8 protein-coding genes and 1 pseudogene are annotated in these 20,936 nt (G+C 62.0%); 6 read left to right on the top strand and 3 right to left on the bottom strand.

All coding sequences use genetic code 11. The annotated features are described in order from the left end of the window. Positions 1-9,500 (top strand): annotated as a pseudogene (locus ACODSJ_RS17275) (LapA family giant adhesin); the annotation flags it as partial. A 122-nt stretch (positions 9,501-9,622) separates the two neighbouring features. After that, entirely contained in the window at positions 9,623-9,961 is a 339-nt protein-coding gene (locus tag ACODSJ_RS17270) for a tryptophan synthase subunit beta (RefSeq protein WP_489102880.1), read from the top strand. A gap of 221 nt (positions 9,962-10,182) precedes the next feature. On the opposite strand, the gene ACODSJ_RS17265 is transcribed toward ACODSJ_RS17270, so the two are convergent. From ACODSJ_RS17265 to lapG, 3 genes are all read right to left on the bottom strand, one after another. After that, a complete protein-coding gene (locus ACODSJ_RS17265) occupies positions 10,183-10,542 on the bottom strand; it encodes a DUF6124 family protein (RefSeq protein WP_489102879.1) in 360 nt (119 codons plus the stop codon). A gap of 869 nt (positions 10,543-11,411) precedes the next feature. Then, entirely contained in the window at positions 11,412-13,358 is a 1,947-nt protein-coding gene (gene lapD / locus ACODSJ_RS17260; protein WP_489102878.1) for a cyclic di-GMP receptor LapD, read from the bottom strand. A gap of 14 nt (positions 13,359-13,372) precedes the next feature. After that, positions 13,373-14,062, bottom strand: a complete 690-nt coding sequence (gene lapG / locus ACODSJ_RS17255; protein ID WP_489102877.1) for a cysteine protease LapG — start codon at positions 14,060-14,062, stop codon at positions 13,373-13,375. A 212-nt stretch (positions 14,063-14,274) separates the two neighbouring features. Between lapG and ACODSJ_RS17250 the strand changes: the two genes are divergently transcribed. The 4 genes from ACODSJ_RS17250 to ACODSJ_RS17235 all read left to right on the top strand — a co-directional run bounded on the left by ACODSJ_RS17250 (position 14,275) and on the right by ACODSJ_RS17235 (position 20,902). Next, positions 14,275-14,967 (top strand): GntR family transcriptional regulator, encoded by a 693-nt coding sequence (locus ACODSJ_RS17250; RefSeq protein WP_489102876.1) that lies wholly within the window; start codon positions 14,275-14,277, stop codon positions 14,965-14,967. Positions 14,968-15,655: 688 nt separating this feature from the next. Continuing rightward, positions 15,656-16,432 carry a DUF3050 domain-containing protein gene (locus ACODSJ_RS17245; protein ID WP_489102875.1) on the top strand — a complete coding sequence of 259 codons (777 nt, stop codon included), beginning with the start codon at positions 15,656-15,658 and terminating at the stop codon, positions 16,430-16,432. Beyond that, the gene (locus tag ACODSJ_RS17240) at positions 16,429-17,361 is read left to right on the top strand and encodes a diiron oxygenase (protein ID WP_489102874.1); all 933 of its coding nucleotides are present in this window, start codon (positions 16,429-16,431) and stop codon (positions 17,359-17,361) included. Before ACODSJ_RS17245 ends, ACODSJ_RS17240 begins: the two co-directional genes overlap by 4 nt. Positions 17,362-17,371: 10 nt before the next feature. Then, complete coding sequence (locus ACODSJ_RS17235; RefSeq protein ID WP_489102873.1) at positions 17,372-20,902, top strand: non-ribosomal peptide synthetase; 3,531 nt, start codon at positions 17,372-17,374, stop codon at positions 20,900-20,902. The last annotated feature ends 34 nt before the right edge of the window (positions 20,903-20,936 follow it).

Raw genomic sequence — 20,936 nt, 5'->3', positions numbered from 1 at the left:
GCACCACCATTACCGGTGCCACCGGTGGCAACTTTGAAAACCTGGTGCCGAGCACCACGCCAGCCGTCACCACGATCACCGATTCGGTGGACACCACGGACCTTAGCCTGTCGGCCTCTCCCGAAGTAGCAGAGGGCGGTTCGATCGTCTACACCGCGACCCTGAGCAACCCAGCCGGCACACCGGTTACCGTGACCCTGAGTAACGGCGCGGTGATCACCATCGCCGCCGGCGCGACGACTGGCACCGCCACCGTTGCCGCACCGTCCGATGACGTCTACAAGGACGCCGGCAAGGTCGAAGTCAGCATTGACCACGCTACCGGTGGCAACTTCGAAAGCCTGGTGCCAAGCACCACGCCTGCCGTCACCGACGTGACCGACACCATCGACACCTCGACGGTCAGCCTGACCGCTACGTCGACTGTCGCCGAAGGCGGCACCGTGGTGTACACCGCCTCGGTCAACGCACCGGTCACCGAAGCACCGCTGGTCATTACTCTGTCGAACGGCCAGACCATCACCATCCCAGTCGGGGCAAGCAGCGGCAGCGTGAATTTCACCGCACCAAACGACGCAGTGGCGGGCGACGACCACCTGAGCGTGAAGATCGACGACGCCCAAGGCGGCAACTACGAAAAACTCGACATCGACGCTACTCCAGCGGACACCACCGTTACCGATATCCAGGACACGACCGGCCTGACTCTCTCGGCTACTGACACCGTGGCCGAAGGCGGTTCGATCGTCTACACCGCGACCCTGACCAACCCAGCCGGTACACCCGTCACCGTGACCTTGAGCAATGGCTCGGTGATCACCATCGACGCCGGTAAAACCACTGGCACCGTCACCGTTGCAGCACCTTCCGACGACGTCTACAAGGACGCCGGCAAGGTCGAAGTCAGCATCGACCACGCCACCGGTGGCAATTTCGAAAACCTGGTGCCAAGCACCACGCCTGCCGTCACTGACGTGACTGACACCATCGATACCACCACCGTTTCGCTCACCGCGACTTCCACTGTGGCCGAAGGCGGCACCGTGGTCTACACCGCCTCGGTGAACGCACCGGTCACCGAAGCTCCGCTGGTTATCACCCTATCGAATGGCCAGACCATCACCATCCCAGTCGGCGCAAGCAGCGGTTCGGTGAACTTCACCGCGCCAAATGATGCTGTTTCGGGCGGCGACCACCTGAGCGTCAAGATCGACGACGCCCAAGGCGGCAACTACGAAAAACTCGACATCGACGGCACCCCGGCTGACACGACTGTCACCGACACCTCAGACACTACCGGTCTGACGCTGAGCGCCACTGACACCGTGGCCGAAGGTGGCTCGATCGTCTACACCGCGACCTTGAGCAACCCTGCCGGCACTCCGGTTACCGTGACCCTGAGCAATGGCTCGGTGATCACCATCGACGCCGGCAAAACCACTGGCACCGTCACCGTGGCCGCACCTTCCGACGACGTCTACAAGGACGCCGGCAAGGTCGAAGTCAGCATCGACCACGCCACTGGCGGTAACTTCGAAAACCTGGTGCCAAGCACCACGCCAGCCGTCACGGATGTGACCGACACCATCGACACTTCGACGGTCAGCCTGACGGCTACGTCGTCCGTCGCTGAAGGCGGCACCGTCGTTTACACCGCCTCGGTGAATGCTCCGGTGACCGATGCTCCTCTCGTCGTGACATTGAGCAACGGCCAGACCATCACCATCCCAGTCGGTGCGAGCAGCGGTTCGGTGAACTTCACCGCACCCAACGATGCCGTGAACGGCGGCGATCACCTGAGCGTGAAGATCGACGACGCCCAGGGCGGCAACTACGAAAAACTCGACATCAACGGCACGCCGGCTGACACCACTGTCACCGACACCCAAGACACCACCGGCCTGACGCTGAGCGCAACCAACACCGTGGCCGAAGGCGGCTCCATCGTCTACACCGCGACCCTGAGCAACCCAGCCGGCACACCGGTTACCGTGACCCTGAGCAATGGCTCGGTGATCACCATCGACGCCGGCAAAACCACCGGCACCGTCACCGTGGCCGCACCTTCCGATGACGTCTACAAAGACGCCGGCAAGGTTGAAGTCAGCATTGATCACGCCACTGGCGGCAATTTTGAAAACCTGGTGCCTAGCACCACGCCAGCCGTCACTGACGTGACCGACACCATCGACACCTCGACGGTCAGCCTCACCGCTACGTCGACCGTTGCTGAAGGTGGCACCGTTGTCTACACCGCTTCGGTCAACGCACCGGTCACCGAAGCTCCGCTGGTTATCACCCTGTCGAACGGCCAGACCATCACCATCCCAGTGGGCGCAAGCTCCGGCAGCGTGAACTTCACCGCACCCAACGATGCAGTGAACGGCGGCGACCACCTGAGCGTGAAGATCGACGACGCCCAGGGCGGCAACTACGAAAAACTCGACATCAACGGCACGCCGGCTGACACCACTGTCACCGACACCCAAGACACCACCGGCCTGACGCTGAGCGCAACCAACACCGTGGCCGAAGGCGGTTCGATCGTCTACACCGCCACCCTGACCAACGCCGCTGGCACCCCAGTCACCGTGACCCTGAGCAATGGCGCCGTCATCACCATCGACGCCGGGAAAACCACTGGCACCGTCACCGTTGCAGCACCTTCCGATGACGTCTACAAAGACGCCGGCAAGGTTGAAGTCAGCATTGATCACGCCACTGGCGGCAACTTCGAAAACCTGGTGCCAAGCACCACGCCTGCCGTCACCGACGTGACCGACACCATCGACACTTCGACGGTCAGCCTGACGGCTACGTCGTCCGTCGCTGAAGGCGGCACCGTCGTTTACACCGCCTCGGTGAATGCTCCGGTGACCGATGCTCCTCTCGTCGTGACATTGAGCAACGGCCAGACCATCACCATCCCAGTCGGTGCGAGCAGCGGTTCGGTGAACTTCACCGCACCCAACGATGCGACGTCTGGCGGCGATCACCTGAGCGTCAAGATCGACGACGCTCAAGGTGGCAACTATGAAAAACTGGATATCGACGGTACCCCGGCTAACACCACCGTTACCGACACTTCAGACACTACTGGCCTGACCCTCTCGGCAACCGACACCGTGGCCGAAGGCGGCTCCATCGTCTACACCGCGACCCTGAGCAACCCAGCCGGTACACCGGTTACCGTGACCCTGAGCAATGGCTCGGTGATCACCATTGACGCCGGCAAAACCACCGGCACCGTCACCGTGGCAGCACCTTCCGATGACGTCTACAAAGACGCCGGCAAGGTCGAAGTCAGCATCGATCACGCCACTGGCGGCAACTTTGAAAACCTGGTGCCAAGCACCACGCCTGCCGTCACCGACGTGACCGACACCATCGACACTTCGACGGTCAGCCTGACCGCTACGTCGTCCGTCGCTGAAGGCGGCACCGTGGTCTACACCGCCTCGGTCAACGCACCGGTCACCGAAGCTCCGCTGGTTATCACCCTGTCGAACGGCCAGACCATCACCATCCCAGTGGGCGCAAGCAGCGGTTCGGTGAACTTCACCGCACCGAACGATGCGACGTCTGGCGGCGATCACCTGAGCGTCAAAATTGACGACGCCCAAGGCGGCAACTACGAAAAACTCGACATCGACGGCACTCCGGCGAACACCACCGTTACCGATACGCAGGACTCTACCGGCCTGACTCTCTCGGCAACCGACACCGTGGCCGAAGGTGGTTCGATCGTCTACACCGCGACCCTGAGCAACCCAGCCGGCACACCGGTTACCGTGACCCTGAGCAATGGCTCGGTGATCACCATCGACGCCGGCAAAACCACCGGCACCGTCACCGTGGCCGCACCTTCCGACGACGTCTACAAGGACGCGGGCAAGGTCGAAGTCAGCATCGACCACGCCACTGGCGGTAACTTCGAAAACCTGGTGCCAAGCACCACACCAGCCGTCACCAACGTGACCGACACCATCGACACCTCGACGGTCAGCCTCACCGCTACGTCGACCGTTGCTGAAGGTGGCACCGTGGTCTACACCGCCTCGGTCAACGCCCCCGTCACCGAAGCACCGCTGGTCATCACGCTGTCGAACGGCCAGACCATCACCATCCCAGTGGGCGCAAGCAGCGGTTCGGTGAACTTCACCGCACCGAACGATGCGACGTCTGGCGGCGATCACCTGAGCATCAAAATTGACGACGCCCAAGGCGGCAACTACGAAAAACTCGACATCGACGCTACTCCAGCGGACACCACCGTTACCGATATCCAGGACACGACCGGCCTGACTCTCTCGGCTACTAACACCGTGGCCGAAGGCGGTTCGATCGTCTACACCGCGACCCTGAGCAACCCAGCGGGCACCCCGGTTACCGTGACCCTGAGCAATGGCTCGGTGATCACCATCGACGCTGGCAAAACCACTGGCACCGTCACCGTTGCAGCACCTTCCGACGACGTCTACAAGGACGCCGGCAAGGTCGAAGTCAGCATCGACCACGCCACTGGCGGTAACTTCGAAAACCTGGTGCCAAGCACCACACCAGCCGTCACCAACGTGACCGACACCATCGACACCTCGACGGTCAGCCTCACCGCTACGTCGACCGTTGCTGAAGGTGGCACCGTTGTCTACACCGCCTCGGTCAACGCCCCCGTCACCGAAGCACCGCTGGTCATCACGCTGTCGAACGGCCAGACCATCACCATCCCAGTGGGCGCAAGCAGCGGTTCGGTGAACTTCACCGCACCCAACGATGCGACGTCTGGCGGCGATCACCTGAGCGTCAAAATTGACGACGCCCAAGGCGGCAACTACGAAAAACTCGACATCGACGGCACCCCGGCTAACACCACCGTTACCGACACTTCAGACACTACTGGCCTGACCCTCTCGGCAACCGACACCGTGGCCGAAGGCGGCTCCATCGTCTACACCGCCACCCTGAGCAACCCAGCCGGCACACCGGTTACCGTAACCCTGAGCAACGGCTCGGTGATCACCATCGACGCCGGCAAAACCACCGGCACCGTCACCGTTGCAGCACCTTCCGACGACGTCTACAAGGACGCCGGCAAGGTCGAAGTCAGCATCGATCACGCCACTGGCGGCAACTTTGAAAACCTGGTGCCAAGCACCACGCCTGCGGTCACCGACGTGACCGACACCATCGACACCAGTACCGTTTCGCTCACCGCGACCTCGACTGTGGCCGAAGGCGGCACCGTGGTGTACACCGCTTCGGTCAACGCACCGGTCACAGAAGCTCCGCTTGTTATCACCCTGTCGAACGGCCAGACCATCACCATCCCAGTGGGCGCAAGCTCCGGCAGCGTGAACTTCACCACACCCAACGATGCAGTGAACGGCGGCGACCACCTGAGCGTGAAGATCGACGACGCCCAGGGCGGCAACTACGAAAAACTCGACATCAACGGCACGCCGGCTGACACCACTGTCACCGACACCCAAGACACCACCGGCCTGACGTTGAGCGCAACCAACACCGTGGCCGAAGGCGGCTCCATCGTCTACACCGCGACCCTGACCAACCCAGCCGGCACTCCGGTTACCGTGACCCTGAGCAACGGCTCGGTGATCACCATCGACGCTGGGAAAACCACTGGCACCGTCACTGTCGATGCGCCGAAGGACGACGTCTACCAGGACGCTGGCAATGTCTCGGCCACTATCCAGACGGCCACTGGCGGCAACTTCGAACACCTGGTGCCGAGCACTGCGCCCGCCGTGACCGCTGTGACCGACACCATCGACAACACCACGGTCAGCATCACCGGCAGCACCTCGGTGACCGAAGGCCAGACGGCCACCTACACCGTCAGCCTGACGAGCCCGGCACAAACCGAAGTGACGCTCAAGATCGTCTACAGCGGCACCGCCGCCGACGGTACGGACTTCACGGGCGTCTACACCGTGAAGATCCCGGCCAACGCCACCAGCACCACCTTCAACGTGGCGACGCTGGACGACAAGATCACCGAAGGCACCGAGAACTTCGTGGTCAAGATCGACTCGGCCACTGGCGGCAACTTCGAGCACCTGGCCGTCAGCGGCACCAACGGCAGCGTCAGCACCTCGATCATCGACAACGATGCACCGCCGGTCCTGGACCTGGACGCCAACAACTCCAGCGGCCAGACCGGTGCCGACTACCAGGTGACCTTCACCGAAGGCACCCCGGGCCAAGGCGTATCGATTGGCGACACCGACCTGAGCATCACCGACCCGGACAGCACCATGCTGACCGGCGCGACCATCGTGCTGACCAACCGTCAGCCCGGCGATGCGCTGAACCTGGGCAACAGCGTCAACGGCATCAGCATCAATGCCAACAGCACCAACGGCACGGTCACGCTGACGCTGTCGGGCAACGCGACGCTGGCTGACTACATGCAGCAGATCAAGAACATCAGCTTCACCAACAGCAGCGAAGACCCAAGCACCGTACCGCGCACCATCACCGTGACGGTGACCGACGGCACCCACTACTCCAACACCGCCACCACCACCGTGAACGTGGTCGGGGTCAACGATGCGCCGGTCGCCACCGGTGGCGCCGTGATCGGAACCGAAGACACCTCACTGGTGTTGGGCTGGTCGAACTTCGGTGTCACCGATGTGGACAGCTCTGCCGCCAACCTGGGTGTGAAAATCACCGGGCTGCCGGCCGACGGCAAGTTGCAGTACCTGGACGGTGCAACCTGGAAGGACGTGGCCAACGACCAGACCTTCACCAAGGCCGACATCGACGCCGGCAAGCTGCGCTTCACGCCGGACAGCAATGAATCCGGAGCCAATGGTTATGTCGGCAGCAGCATGGGCAACAACCAGGCCGACTATGCGCAGATCAAGTTCCAGCCCACCGACGGCCAGGCGCTGGGCAACACCAGCACCGTGAAAGTCGACATCACGCCGGTCGCCGACGCGCCGACGCTGAGCGTGGCCGGTAACGGCGTGACCTCCACCGGTTTGATCAAGGAAGTCTGGACCGGCCTGTCGGGTCTGGGCACCGATGGCAGCGGCGCGCCGTCCGGCACGCTCAAGTCGGTGATCGATGCCGCCGGCACGCCGAACAGCACCAGCATCGTGACCAACGTGCAGTCCGACAGCAACGTGAGCGTGGGTACCGCGTCGAAGACGTCCGGCCTGATTTACCTCGAAGCCGGCAAGACCTACACCTTCAGCGGCACCGCCGACGACAGCCTGCTGGTGACCATCGGCGGCAAGAACGTGGCGGCAGCCACCTGGGGCGCGGGCGGTAATCTGAACGGTTCGTTCACACCAACCACCAGCGGCTACTACACCCTGGATATCTACCACCATAACCAGAATGGCCCGGGCAGCTACGACGTGAACCTGTCGGTCAACGGCAGCACCCCCGTGGACCTGAGCGGTGCCGGCGTACCGCTGTACACCGGCGTGACCGACCTGGCGAATGCCGGCGTGACCGTCTCCGACCTGCACGGCACCAATGGCGAAGGTTATTACGACGGCTTCAAGCTCAACGAAGGCGCCGAAGGCAGCAGCGTGAACCTGTCGAAGATCACCACCGCCCTGACCGACACCGACAGCTCCGAAAGCCTGGCCGTGAAGATCGGCGGCATGCCCGAAGGCAGCGTATTGAGTGACGGCGCTGGCCACTTTGCAACGGTGGGCAGCAACGGCGAAGCCTCGGTCACCGGCTGGAACCTGGGCAGCCTGACCCTGACGCCGCCAACCTACTACCACGGCCAGCTCAACCTGACCGTAACGTCGACCTCCACCGAAGTCCTCGGCGGCTCGGCAAGCACTACAGCGCAAATCCCTGTGACGGTGTACCCAGCGACCTACAACGCGGTCACCGCCACGTCGGGCAGCGACACCGTCACCGGCACCGACGGAAACGACGTCGTGGTCGCCGACATCGGCGGGCTGACCGTGGTGCCAGGGGTCAACTACAACATCGCGTTCATGGTCGACAGCTCGGGCAGTATGAGTGCGTCGTCCATCACCGCGGCCAAGAACTCGTTGACCCAGGTGTTCAATACCCTCAAGCAGAGCCTGGGCAGCAATTCCGGGACGGTGAACATCTTCCTGGCAGACTTCGATCAGCAGGTGAACAAGAACGTCGCGGTGAACCTCAACGACCCGAACGCGCTGACGCTGCTCAAAAGCGTGCTCGACTCCATGGTGTCCGGCGGCGGTACCAACTACGAAGACGTGTTCAAGACCACCGCGAACTTCTTCAACAGCACCCAAGCCCTGAGCAATACCGGTGCGAAGAACCTGACGTATTTCATCACCGACGGCGAACCGACCCTCTACCAGTCCGGCGAACAGACGAACCCGACGCTGTACGGCAACGTCAAGCTCGACGACGTCCTGAGTGCGGCCAACTACACCGTCGGCCAGTCCTATTCCCAGACGATCGACAGCACGCACAAATTCACCATCAACGAAGACGGTGAAATGTACCTGTCGATCAAAAACGGCAAGCATTGGGACGAGAACTATGTCGGCACCGTGCACGCCGAGGGCAATGGGACCTTCGAGTTCTCCTACCTGGACGGCACCGGCCACAACGACTCGTGGGCGACAAACGGCTCGGCCGCCAGCTTCACCCTGTTGAAAGGCCTGAGCAACGTAGAAGCCATCGGCCTGAACAACGGCGTGAGCATGGATGACCTCAAGCCATACGACTCGGATTCAACGCCGCAGACCAACATCGACCCGAACAACCTGGCCAACTCGATCATCGGTCACACCGAGGCGACCATGCCAGGCTCCGACACCGTCAACGGTGGCGAGGGCAATGACATCCTGTTCGGCGACCTGGTGAGCTTCAACGGCATCGCCGGCGAAGGCTACCAGGCCCTCCAGGCCTTCGTTGCCCAACAGAGTGGCGTGGACGTCAGCAAGGTCACGACCAGCAACGTGCACCAGTACATTGCCGAGCACTACAGCGCGTTCGATGTGTCCGGCGCGCACGATGGCAGCGATACCCTGCTGGGCGGTGGCGGCAACGACATCCTCTTTGGCCAGGGTGGCAACGACTCGCTCGACGGCGGCAAGGGCAATGACATCCTGCTCGGCGGATCTGGCAATGACACCTTGCTCGGCGGCCAGGGCAACGACACCCTGATCGGTGGCCTGGGTGGCGATACCTTTGTCTGGAAAGCCGGTGACACGGGCACCGACGTGATCAAGGACTTCAAGGCCAGCGAAGGCGACCGGATCGACCTGCGGGATCTGTTGCAGGGCGAAACCGGCAGCACCATCGACCACTTCCTCAAGATCAGCACGGTCGACGGCGTGTCGTCGTTGCAAGTCAGCACCACCGGCCAGTTCAACACCGGCAACGGCGCAGCAGCCACGCCGGACGTGACGATCAAGCTTGAGGGCAACAACTGGTCGAACGTCAACCTGAACTCGTTGATCGCCGGCAGTGACCCGACCATCAAGGTCGATCACAACAACAGCTGAACCTGACACAAAACCTGTGGAGAGGGAGCCTGCTCCCTCTCCACAGGATAAGTGTTCATACTTCCCCCACAGTTGGCCTATGCTGCCCAGCATGACGCCGCTTCATACATGAGGGATGCCCGATGTTTTATGTGCAACGCGATGCACAAGGATTGCTGGTGCGCGTAGAAGCCACCGCTTATGCCGAAGCCACCGAAACCTTGCCGGCCGACCACCACGAGGTCCAGGACTGGTTCGCCAACCAAGCGGTAGAAAACAGCCTCAAGCAACTCAAGCAGAGCGACCTGGAAATGATCCGGGTACTCGATGACTTGATTCAGGTGCTGACCAGCAAAGGCGTCATCCGCGTCACCGACCTGCCACCGGCGGCCCAGGCCAAACTGATGGACCGCAGCCAGGCCCGGGAAGCGTTGGGTGGGTTGAGCCGGTTGATCGATGATGATGAGAAAGGGTTGATCTAGCCCTGACTCTCAGGCTGACGCCATTCCAGGCAGTACACAGCCTCTGTGGCGAGGGAGCTTGCTCCCGCTGGCCTGCAAAGCAGGCCCCGGCATTTCTCCAGACAGACCGCACTGTCCGATCTTGCGACTGCTGCGCAGCCGAGCGGGAGCAAGCTCCCTCGCCACGGTCTTTGGGGTATGTCTGATCCGACGAAGGCGGTTTTCAATCCACCACAGACCTGTCAGCCCGACGCTTGCACTTCAAGCCGATCCATCGCCCGCTCCACCAACAACTGCACCCCATCGGCCATTCGGCTGATCGCCAGGATCACGCTGCGGCGCGAGCCGTCGACGTCGTCGGCCAGGTCGGCGGCGATGGCGCTGATGGACAGCAAGTCTTCGGAGGCGTTGGCCAGTAGGGTTTCGGTGTCGATGTCCGGGGCGACCATGAAGAGTTGGCCTGTTGAGGGCTCATCGATGGGTTTGGGTTTGAGGTAGTAGTCGAGGGCGCGTTCGGCGGCTTCGTCGAGTTTCTTGGATTTCGAGGATTTGTCGGAGGGGTTGCCAGGGCTTCCTGGCGGGTTTGGAGTAATTTTGTACATATTGTGTAGCTCCATCTGTAGTAGTGGAACCGACACCCTTTCGCTTGCACGCAAATAGAGGTGGCAGTTGTACGCAGGTGTGCAAGACCGGGCAGACGGAACCCCGGCAGACTTCCCCTCACGAAGAAATCTCCCACGCACAACCGCCATAAAGCGCTTGTGCGTCGTCTTTTAACCGGCTTGCACGCCAGTGTCACCGTTTTTTCAGTGACAAACCCAGACTAGCCACGAGTCCCGTGCCGGACAAGTTCACCAACTTCGCCGCAACTTGAAGGAAATCTCCTAGGACCTTGCTGGCAATATGCATCTGCAAGGGCTTGGTTGTTTGGGCGGACGCCATCGCGAGCAAGCTCGCTCCCACACAGGTTTTTGGTCGCTTACAAGACCAGTGTCCACCGCCGATCCCTGTGGGAGCCGAGCTTGCTCGCGATGGCGGTGGGTCTGCTTGCATCCATGCTGGATGTGCCGCCGTCTTCGCGAGCAAGCCCGCTCCCACAGTTGGATTGAGTGCATCTGCGAGAGATAGGTCGGCTGTTAGGCCGCCTCGCTTTTGATCTTGATCTTGATTTTGATCTTGGAGGCCCCGTTAACTACGCTGGCCGAACGCAGGCATTGCGCAGTGGGCATCCTGGCATGGAGGCCGGGATAGCCGCGCTGGGCCATGGATGGCCCTTCGCGGCGGGCCCACGGAGCAATGCCGGAGTGAGGGAACACCTCGCCCTAGGCGAGGTGCCGAGTGGTGGGGCAAGCCTTTTTTGCTTACTTTTTTTGGCGTCTGAAAAAAAGTGAGCCGCCGTAAGGGCGGAACCATAAGCCGCCGTTACCGCAGCAACGGATATGTACTCAATCCATAAACCACGAGCCGGCCATCAAGCCCAACGCCCAGGCTCCCCAACCAACCGCCCCTGCACCCCAAACAACCCCATCTCCCGAATCACCGCCAACTCCCCCTCCGTCTCCACCCGCTCAGCAATAAGCGGCAAGTCGATACTGTGGGCCGCCCGCTGAATCGCCTCAATAAACAGACGCTTATCGCTCTCCTGATCAATGGCCCGAATATAACTGCCATCGATCTTCAGGTAAGCCAACCCCAACCGCGCCAAATTACCGATCATGCTGAACCGCCCACCAAAACGCTGCAGGCTCAGGGAGAAACCCAGCTCGCGCAACTGACGGGTCAATTGCTCCAGCACCGCCTGCTCCGGCAATTGCTCTTCACCAATCTCCAGGGTCAGCCGCGACCCAAGGTTGGAATGGGTCCGCAGGATCTCAAAAATCTTGTTCAGCGCTTGCGGATCACCCAAGGTCGCCGAGGACAAGTTCAACGCCAGGGATTGCTCATGCCCGGCCATGTGCTTGAGCACCTGTTCGAGCATCAAGCGGTCCAGACGCGCCGTCCAGCCGAAGCGCTCCAGCCAGGGCAGGAAGCGTCCGGCAGGAATGGTCTGGCCGTGCTCGTCCGACAGCCGCGACAACACCTTGTAGTGCAGCACCACTTGAGTGTCCTGGGCAGCCACCACCGGCTGGAAATACAGCTCGAATCGCTGATGATTCAAGGCCTGGTCGAGCAGCGTGTGCCAAGCATGGTGGTCGTCGCCGATACTGGTGACCAAGCTGTGATCCAGGCAAGCCCAAGCCGGCTCACCCTGGCTTTCGGCTTGGGCCAGGGCCTGGTCGCCGAGCTGCAACACCGCCTGCGTCGAGTCGCCATGGACGAACGGCGCCAATCCGATGTGGGCCACCGGGGTCACGTCGGTCGCACCGGTTGCGTACAGGCTCGTCAATGCGCTTTCCAGGTTCTGCGCCAGATGCACCGCTTCCTCACGCACCAGGCCCGGCGCCAGCACGGCAAACTCGCCGCCACGGATACGCGTCACCAGGTTCTGGGTTTCCGGGTACCGTGCGCTTTCGCGCAGCAATTGCTCACCCACGGCCTGGAGCAACTGGTCGGTGCGCTGCCCGCCCAGGCGCTGGTTCAGGCCGGCCAAGTCCTTGACCCGCAGCAACAGCAGATAGCCGGAACTGGCCTGCTCCGGGTTACTCACCCGGGCATTGAGCTGCATTTCGAAATAACGTCGGTTGGCCAGGCCCGTGAGGTTGTCCTGGTAGGACTCGACCCGCAGCTTTTCGCTGCGCTCGGCCTGTTCCTGGAACAACGCCTTGAGCTTCTCGACCATCTGGTTCATCGCCTGCACCACGCGGCGCAGTTCAGGCGTGCGTGGCAACTCCGGCAGGCTCAGGAACTCGCGACGGGCGATGGCCTGGGACTGGAGCACCATGTAGTCGAGCGGCTTGAGTTGGCGGCGCAACAGCAAGGCCCCCAGCACCGCGCTCACGGCGCCGCACAGCAACAACCAGCCCAGGCTGCCCAGCGCGCTCTGCCACAGCTTGGCGAGGGCGAACATCGGGTGGCTGACCACTTCGACCCGCGCCGCCTGCTCCCAGCCACGGCTGACGATCGCATCGCCACCGGCCGGCTCCAGGCCGATGAGCTTGACGAACCACTGCGGCACGCTGCCGGCATCCGGGGTGCCGGTGCGCTCGACGAGGGTCTTGTCGGTGGCCACGTCGACCACGCGGATGCTGGCGTAGTAGCCGCTGTCGAAGATCGAGCTGACCATCAGCTCCACCATCGCCGGGTCGTCGATGTTCGGCGTCAGGGACAGCGCCAGCGCCGTGGCCGCGTCCTGGGCGTGGGAGCGCAGCTGGTTGACGTACTGGGCCCGCGAGCTCTCCAGGCTGACCGTGAAGCTGCCGCTGAAGGCAACCACCAGGAACAGACAGATAGCGATCAACAGTTGTTTGAACAAAGACATCTGAGCGCGCGCTCCTAGTTAGTCGTCTCGACCGGAAAACCTTCGGCCTGCATTTTTTTCAACACATCCTGCCATCGGGACAGGCGCTTGGTGTCGCTCACTTTCTTGCTGCCCTTGCCCGACAGCCACAGCCCTTCGGCATTGAAAGAGTAGACCGGCAACAAGTCGGTACGCTGGCTGGCGGGCAGGATGCCATCGATCAGGCTATCGAGCACCAGCGGCATGGCCTCAGGGGTGGCGTAGTAGGTGAGCACCATGTGCGCACGGTTCTGCCGCAGGGCCTTGACGTAGGTGATGCGCAGCTTGTCACTGGACACCCCCAGATGACGCAGGCTGAAATACTTGGCGATGGCGTAGTCCTCGCAATCGCCGGCACCCTTCCACAGGGCCTGGATCGGCGTTTCCCAGTAGTCGACCTCGTGCCACAGGTCGATGTCTTCCACGTAGCGCACCTGTTTGTTGAAGAACAGGTTCACCACCTTGAGCTGCTCCAGCTCCGGAATCTGTTTCTGGGTCGCCAACAAGCGTTGCCAGTCATCGATGCGCCGCTGCCCTTCGCCCAGCGGCCCGTACAACGCTTGCGCCCGGCGGCTGATCTGGGCAAAGTCCCAGTCGGCCTGCAAGGCACCCAGCATGAGGCCGGCCAGCAGCAATGCCGAACACAGCCAGCGCAAGGACCTGAAGACCGGGAAAGGTGCAGCCAAGGGAATACGTCCGAAAGGGCTGTTGGAAATTCGTTGGATGGTGAAGCCTGCCCCAGCAAAAGACAACGGCAAAAGAAGTGGCAAGGTGCAATCACCGCAAGCACGCTAAACTTTAGTTCAGGAACGGGAGCCGCGAGGCTTTGACGGCCTGGCAATCTGTTACTAATGTTCGCTTGGATCCAATCAGTCATTACCAGTCAGGGTGCGTTGTCGTGACACAGAAGCCCAAACCACTCAGCACCATCCAGGTCAACGGGCCCATCCCCGCGGCCCAGGCGCGTTCGATCATCGAAGGCTCCCTGCGCGAGGCCATCCTCGACGGCCGGCTGCCCTGCGGCACCGCCCTTCGCCAGCAGGAGCTGGCCGACCTGTTCGGCGTGAGCCGCATGCCGGTGCGCGAAGCGCTGCGCCAGCTGGAAGCGCAGTCGCTGCTCAACGTGGTTCAGCACAAAGGCGCCGTGGTGGCGCCGTTGATCACCAACAACGCCATCGAGACCTACGCCCTGCGCGCGGTCCTGGAAGCCTTTGCCTTGCGCCTGTCGATTCCGTTGCTCGATGCCAACGACCTGGCATTGGCCGCGCAATACATCGAGCAGTTGGAGGTGCAGACCGATCACGCCGAAATCGGCAAGCTCAACCGCTTGTTCCACATGTCGCTCTACCACAAGGCTCCCAACAGCAAGCTGCTGGACCTGATCGAGCGCGAACTCAATGAGGAAGAGCGCTTCCTGCGCTTTCACCTGTCGTCCATGGGCCTGGGCAAGCTGACCCAGGACGACCATCGCGCGTTGCTCGAAGCTGCGCGCGTGCAAGACATCGATAAAGCGGTTGCCGTGCTGGAACTCCATCTGGAAAAAGCCTGCGTTGCCATCCGACGGTACCTGGAGCAACAGCCAGGTCTTTGATTTCGCCGGCCACCCGGCCGGCGCATCACTTTCTTACATATCCGTCCTACTCGCCTTATTGCCTGCCAGGTGCGGCTTGGCCGTGCTCGTGAGCCGTCGCCCCATCAGTTCAATGGCACTGCCATCGATTTGGGCTCACTCTTGCATTTGTCGATTCAAAAAACAGACCTGAAGAAGTCAGCGCCTGGCGACAAAGCCGAGCGAATCGAAGCCACCACGCAAGGAGCGTCGCCCAACCGGCGGGATGATCGGGTGTCCGACCGATCACCCTCCCATACATCCCCAATTTCTTGATTCCCCTGTTCCCTGAAGTGCTCCGAGTGAGGCATTCACTCGAACTATTAAATTCTGATAAGTGCAAATCGGAAGGAGCAACTTCGCCCCAATAAAACTTATATCAAAAGTTTTAACAGCCGCACTCGCGCCCAACAAACATCAAACTTTAAATAATTAAAAAATAACTTGCCGACTTCTTGTTTCGTGTATTAATTTTTTCTTCGTCGAGTTGTCATCGATTATTTCAACCTTCAACTAAACGCCTGAACACAAGGCCTACAGCCAAAAGCACATAGACCGCTAGAACATTTCAATTACTTGGATAATTCATGGATTCCGGTTCAGGCACTCGCTCGCCTTAATAAAATAGCGGGTACCTCTCCGGAGCAACATCATTGATGAGGACGTTCCAATGCAGCCCACTAAAGAACAACTATCTCTGAAAAAACACGAACTTGGTCAACACCCGGTTTTTTCCGAAATAACATCAATCGATCTGCTGCGCCGCTTTATGGAAAGTCACGTATTTGCCGTGTGGGACTTCATGTCTCTGACCAAGCGGCTGCAACGCGAGCTGACCTGTGTCCATTTACCCTGGCTCCCGCCCGCCGACCCGCACGCTGCGCGGCTGATCAACGAAATCGTGTTGGGCGAAGAATCGGATGATCGCCCTGGCGCCGGCTACTGCAGCCATTTCGAACTGTACCTGGACGCCATGCGCGAGGTGGGTGCCGACACCCGCGCGATCGAGCGATTCATCACCCTGCAACAGGAGGGCGTCAGCCCCGAGACGGCCCTGGAGAGTGTCGAGGTCGAGCCCGCTGCGGCCCGGTTCGTCCGCCAAACGCTGCACACCGCCCTGCATGCCCCGGCTCACAGCGTGGCCGCCGCGTTCGTGCACGGTCGCGAGAGCGTCATCCCGCGGATGTTCCAGCGCATGCTGGACGCCTGGGGCATCGGCCTGGATCAGGCACCGACCTTTCGCTACTACCTGCAGCGACACATTGAGGTCGACTCCGAAGACCACGGCCCGGCCGCGGAAAAACTCCTCGCCCGCTTGATCGACGGTGACCCGCAACGCGAGACCGAGGTGCTGGCCGCCGCGCTCGCCGCCGTCCACAGCCGGGCAGCGCTGTGGGACGGACTGCGCCAAAGCATGGCCCAACCGGTCGCGCAGGTGATGCCATGAACGCCGTCGTGTATCAATCCTTCGCCGATGCCTGGGAAAGCCGTGCCACGATCCGTACCCGACCAAGGCGCCGGGTCGAAGACGACGACAAGTTGTTCTTCCCCATGAGCCGCCAGCCGCTGGTGCACAGCCAGACCTTCCTCAGCCACTGTCCGCAGTTGCGCGATTTTGTGCTGGTGCAGAGCCTCTACAAATTCATCAACGACGTGGTGATCTTCGAGACGGAATTGGTGGACCACACCGCCCGGCGCATCGCCAAGAACAGCTTCGGCATCGAGTTCCCGTTCGCCTGTCGCTACGACGCGATGACGGTGGTGGTGGACGAGGATTATCACGCACTGGTGGCGATGGACTTCATGCAGCAGACCATCGAGATGACCGGCATCGAACCGATCCTGTTGCCTGCGCAGATCGAGCTCAGCCGCGCGATACCCGCGACCCTGGCCCAGGCACCGGAGCACTTGCTCAGCGCCGTGGAGCTGATCTGCATCGCCATCGCCGAGAACACCGTGACCAACGACGTGGCGGCCTTCGCCCGGGACGACTCGGTCAAGGCCTCGATCAAGGGGCTGATGGCCGACCACTTGCTGGACGAGGGACGGCACTCCGGTTTCTGGACGCGATTGGTGCAGATCTACTGGCGCACGGCCCCCGAGCAGGACCGCGAGGCAATTGCCCGCCTGATGCCCGGTTTCATCGTCCAGTACCTGGCGAGCGACCTGCAGCAAGGGTTCGACTTGGCGCTCATCGCGCAGTTGCCCGTCGACGAAGCGGTGCGCCAGTCGCTGCGTGAAGACGCCGCCGCATTGGCCTACCCCATCAACCGTTTTCACCCCTTGGTGGGCAACATCACGCGCTTTTTCCGCAGCAGTTCCATGCTCGCGTCTCCTTGCGTGAGCGACGCCCTGGCCGACTATCTGACCCCATGAGGACCTTTCAATGAAACGCCTCGAAATTGCAGTGCCTGGCACCAGCCAGGCCATGGCCGAACTGGCTCGGGAACTGGAACTGCACGGCCACGCCGTCGCGCATCGGCCGTCGCTGGCCGACTCCGGCGCAATCGACCTGTTGATCGACGACGGCACGACACCGTGCGACCTTCAAGCCCGTGCGTACCTGCAAGTGCGCGTGGCGCTGCGCACGCTGCCCGGCACGGCATTGCCGCAGCCGGTATTGATTTTTCGCGACGGAGTACAGCGGCTGTTGGAGCAGGAGGTGATCGCGCCGCAACGCGATGGCAACGGCCAATCCTTGCGCCTGCGCACGCTGGCGACGGTGGTGGAGACCGGTGCGCGGCTGGTCAGCCAGTTATCACGGGATGTGACCTGCTTCGAGCACTGGCCGGCAGTGCCGGCCGAGGCTGTCGAGAAGCCCCTGCTCGCGCTCGATGCGCTGGAACCTCTGGCCTTCGAACACCGCCTCAATCAACCACCCGTGCCGTGGTTGCTGGACGCCGCCGAAGTGCCGGTGATGCACAGCATCGAACAACGCATGCTCGACGATGGGACGCGACCGGCCCTGTGGGTCGATGGGCAACGCATCGACTACAAGACCTTGCGCAGCCTGGCGCTGAGGGTGCAGCAGGCCATGCTGCAATGCTTGCCTGAAGCAGAATCTGTTGAAGCAAAACCTGTGGGAGCAAGGCTTGCCCGCGATAACACAACCACCCCAGTACCCAACCAGAACGAGTCATCATCTACCGCAGACAAGCCTTGCTTCCACCAGCGTAGCTCGCAAAAGGTGATTGCGGTGTGCCTGCCAAAATCTGCGCACCTGTATGCGGCGATCCTGGCGGTACTCGGTTGCGGGGCGGTGTACTTGCCACTGGACCCACAACACCCGGCGCAACGGCGACGCTTTATCCTGGAGAACGCCAAGGCCGACCTGCTGCTGCACGACGGCAACTGCGACCTGGGCGAGCTCGCGTTGCCAACCCTGGATGTGCAGCGCCTGCCCACGGTCGAACAGGGTCTCCCGGCCTCGCTGATCCACCGCGAAGTCGCTGGCGACGAAGCGGCCGTGGCGATCTACACCTCGGGCACCACCGGACAGCCCAAGGGCGTATTGCTCAGCCATCGCAACCTCAGCCATTTCTGCGCCTGGTACAGCGACTACGTCGGGCTGCATCGCGACAGCCGCGCGTTGCAGTTTTCCACCATCAATTTTGACGCGTCGCTGCTGGATATCCTGCCGACCTTCATCCAGGGCGCGTTGCTGGTGGCACCCAATGAGGACCAGCGCCGCGATCCGCAGCAATTGGTGGCGTTGATCCACCAGCAGCAGATCAGCCACGCCTTTCTGCCCCCCGCACTGCTGAGCGTCATGCCGCTCGATGCACCGCTGGGCCTGGCGCACCTGATTACCGGTGGGGATGTCTGCGAGCCGTTCGTGATCGAACGACTCGCGCCGCAATGCCGGTTCCACAACATCTATGGCCCGACCGAGACCAGCGTGCTGGCGACCACGCGGCCATTTGGCGTGGGCGACAACAACCGCAACCTCGGCGCGCCCATCGCCAACAGCCGGGTGTTGATCCTGGACGAACAGCTGCAACCGGTGCCCCAAGGCAGCCCCGGCGAGTTGTTCATCGCCGGGCCCGGCGTTGGCCTGGGTTACCTGAACGACCCGGCGCTGAGCGCGGCTCGCTACCTCGACCTGACGCTGCCCGCCGGGCAAACGCTGCGGGTTTATCGCACCGGGGACATCGGCCAGTGGACCGATGACGGCATCGAACTGTGCGGGCGTCGCGATAACCAGGTGAAGATCCGTGGCTTTCGGGTCGAACCCGAGGAAATCGAACACTGCTTGCGCGAAAGCCAGTTGTTTCGCCAGGTGGCGGTCGGGATCGATGAGCGGCGGCGAATCCTGGCGTTCCTGGCGGGCCCACTGGATGAGCGCGCGCTCCAGGCGTTGCGTGAGCATGTGCAGGACTCGCTGCCCAGCTACATGCACCCGGCGGCCTATGTCGAACTGCCCAGCCTGCCTTACACCAGCAACGGCAAGGTCGATCGTCGAGCCTTGCTCGCAACCGCCGTGCAGGTCCAGGTCGGCAGCCAGCGCCGTCAGCCGCAGAACGCATTGCAAACGCAATTGCAGCAATTGTGGGCCGAGCTGCTGGAGCTGCCGCTCGAAGACATCGCCACCGATGAGAGTTTCTTCAACCTTGGCGGACATTCGATCCTGCTGTCACGGATGCTGCTGAGCATCCGCCAGACGTTCGGTCGCAGCCTGTCGATCAACCGGTTCATTGAAGCGCCCACGCTGATCACCCTGGCGAAGTTGCTCGACAGCCCTGAGCAAAACGGCGTGTCGACCCTCAGCCCCCAGGCCTTGATCGATGCCGAAACCGAGCTCGACATAGAGCCGCTGCCCATCAGCCAATGCGGGGATGTGCACAAGGTGGTGGTGACCGGTGCCAACAGTTTTCTGGGCGTGCACATCGTCGAGGCGCTGCTGGCCTGGGGCGCCACCGAAGTGGCCTGCCTGGTGCGTGCGAGCGCCGGGCAGAGCGCGGCCGAGCGCTTCTCCCAGGCGCTGCGAGACAACCACCTGACCCATCTGGACCTGAGCCGCGTCAGCGTCTACGCCGCCGACATCACCCAGGCGCAACTGGGCTTGCCGGATGACGTCTACGCCCGCATCGACCGCACCTTCGGCGCGCTGGTGCACAACGCCGCCCACGTCAATCACGTGCTCGACTACGAGTCCCTGGCGCCGGACAACGTGGAACCGATTTTCGAGTGCCTGCGCCTGTGTGAAGGGCGCAGCAAGAAGATCTTCAACTTCGTCTCCACACTCTCGGCCTCCAGTGCCCTGGACACCGATGGCCAGGTCCTGGAACAACCTGCCGCGCCGACACCGCCGATCTACATCAAGAACGGCTACAACCTGTCCAAATGGGTCGGCGAACGGATCCTGCAACGGGCCCGGGAGCGCGGGGTGTGGGTCAACCTGTTCCGCCCCGGCAACATCAGTTTCAACAGCCAGACCGGGGTCTGCCAGCCCCACAAGAACCGCTTGATGCTGATGCTCAAGGGCTCGATCCAGCTCGGTCAGGTGCCCGACCTGTCGCTCAATTTCGACCTGATGCCGGTGGACTTCCTGGCGCGCTTCATCGCCTTCCATGCCAGCCGTTACCAGCCGGCGCAGGCGGTGTTCAACCTGCACAACCCCGAGCCGTTGAGCTGGGACGCTTATGTGGCGTCGTTTCGCGACAGCGGCCGGGAGTTTTCCCTGGTGAGCGTGGCCGACTGGCAACGGCAACTGGGCCGGGTCGATGCCGACAACGCGCTGTTCGGCGTGCTGGGGTTCTACCTCAACGGCTTCGAGGAGGACATCGGCGACATCTCGCTGATCCGCCACGACAACGCCCGCATCGGCGTGCGGCAGATGGGCGCGCGCTATCCGGAAAAGTCCCCGGACCTGCTGCGCCGCGGCGCCGACTACCTCAAGGCCATCGACTTCATCTGACGTCTTTCAACCCAAAGCCCCAACCCAAAGCAAG

The sequence above is a fragment of the Pseudomonas sp. FG6 genome, from assembly GCF_057809015.1.
The sequence above is the reverse complement of the archived record's forward strand: the minus strand, read 5'-3'. Positions and strand labels throughout refer to the sequence as shown.

Bases quoted from the DNA above. Each gene is read 5' to 3' on its own strand.
- ACODSJ_RS17235 (WP_489102873.1), top strand. From the start codon at position 17,372: ATGAAACGCCTCGAAATTGCAGTGCCTGGCACCAGCCAGGCCATGGCC.
- ACODSJ_RS17245 (WP_489102875.1), top strand. From the start codon at position 15,656: ATGCAGCCCACTAAAGAACAACTATCTCTGAAAAAACACGAACTTGGT.
- ACODSJ_RS17270 (WP_489102880.1), top strand. From the start codon at position 9,623: ATGTTTTATGTGCAACGCGATGCACAAGGATTGCTGGTGCGCGTAGAA.
- lapD (WP_489102878.1), bottom strand. From the start codon at position 13,358: ATGTCTTTGTTCAAACAACTGTTGATCGCTATCTGTCTGTTCCTGGTG.
- ACODSJ_RS17240 (WP_489102874.1), top strand. From the start codon at position 16,429: ATGAACGCCGTCGTGTATCAATCCTTCGCCGATGCCTGGGAAAGCCGT.
- ACODSJ_RS17265 (WP_489102879.1), bottom strand. From the start codon at position 10,542: ATGTACAAAATTACTCCAAACCCGCCAGGAAGCCCTGGCAACCCCTCC.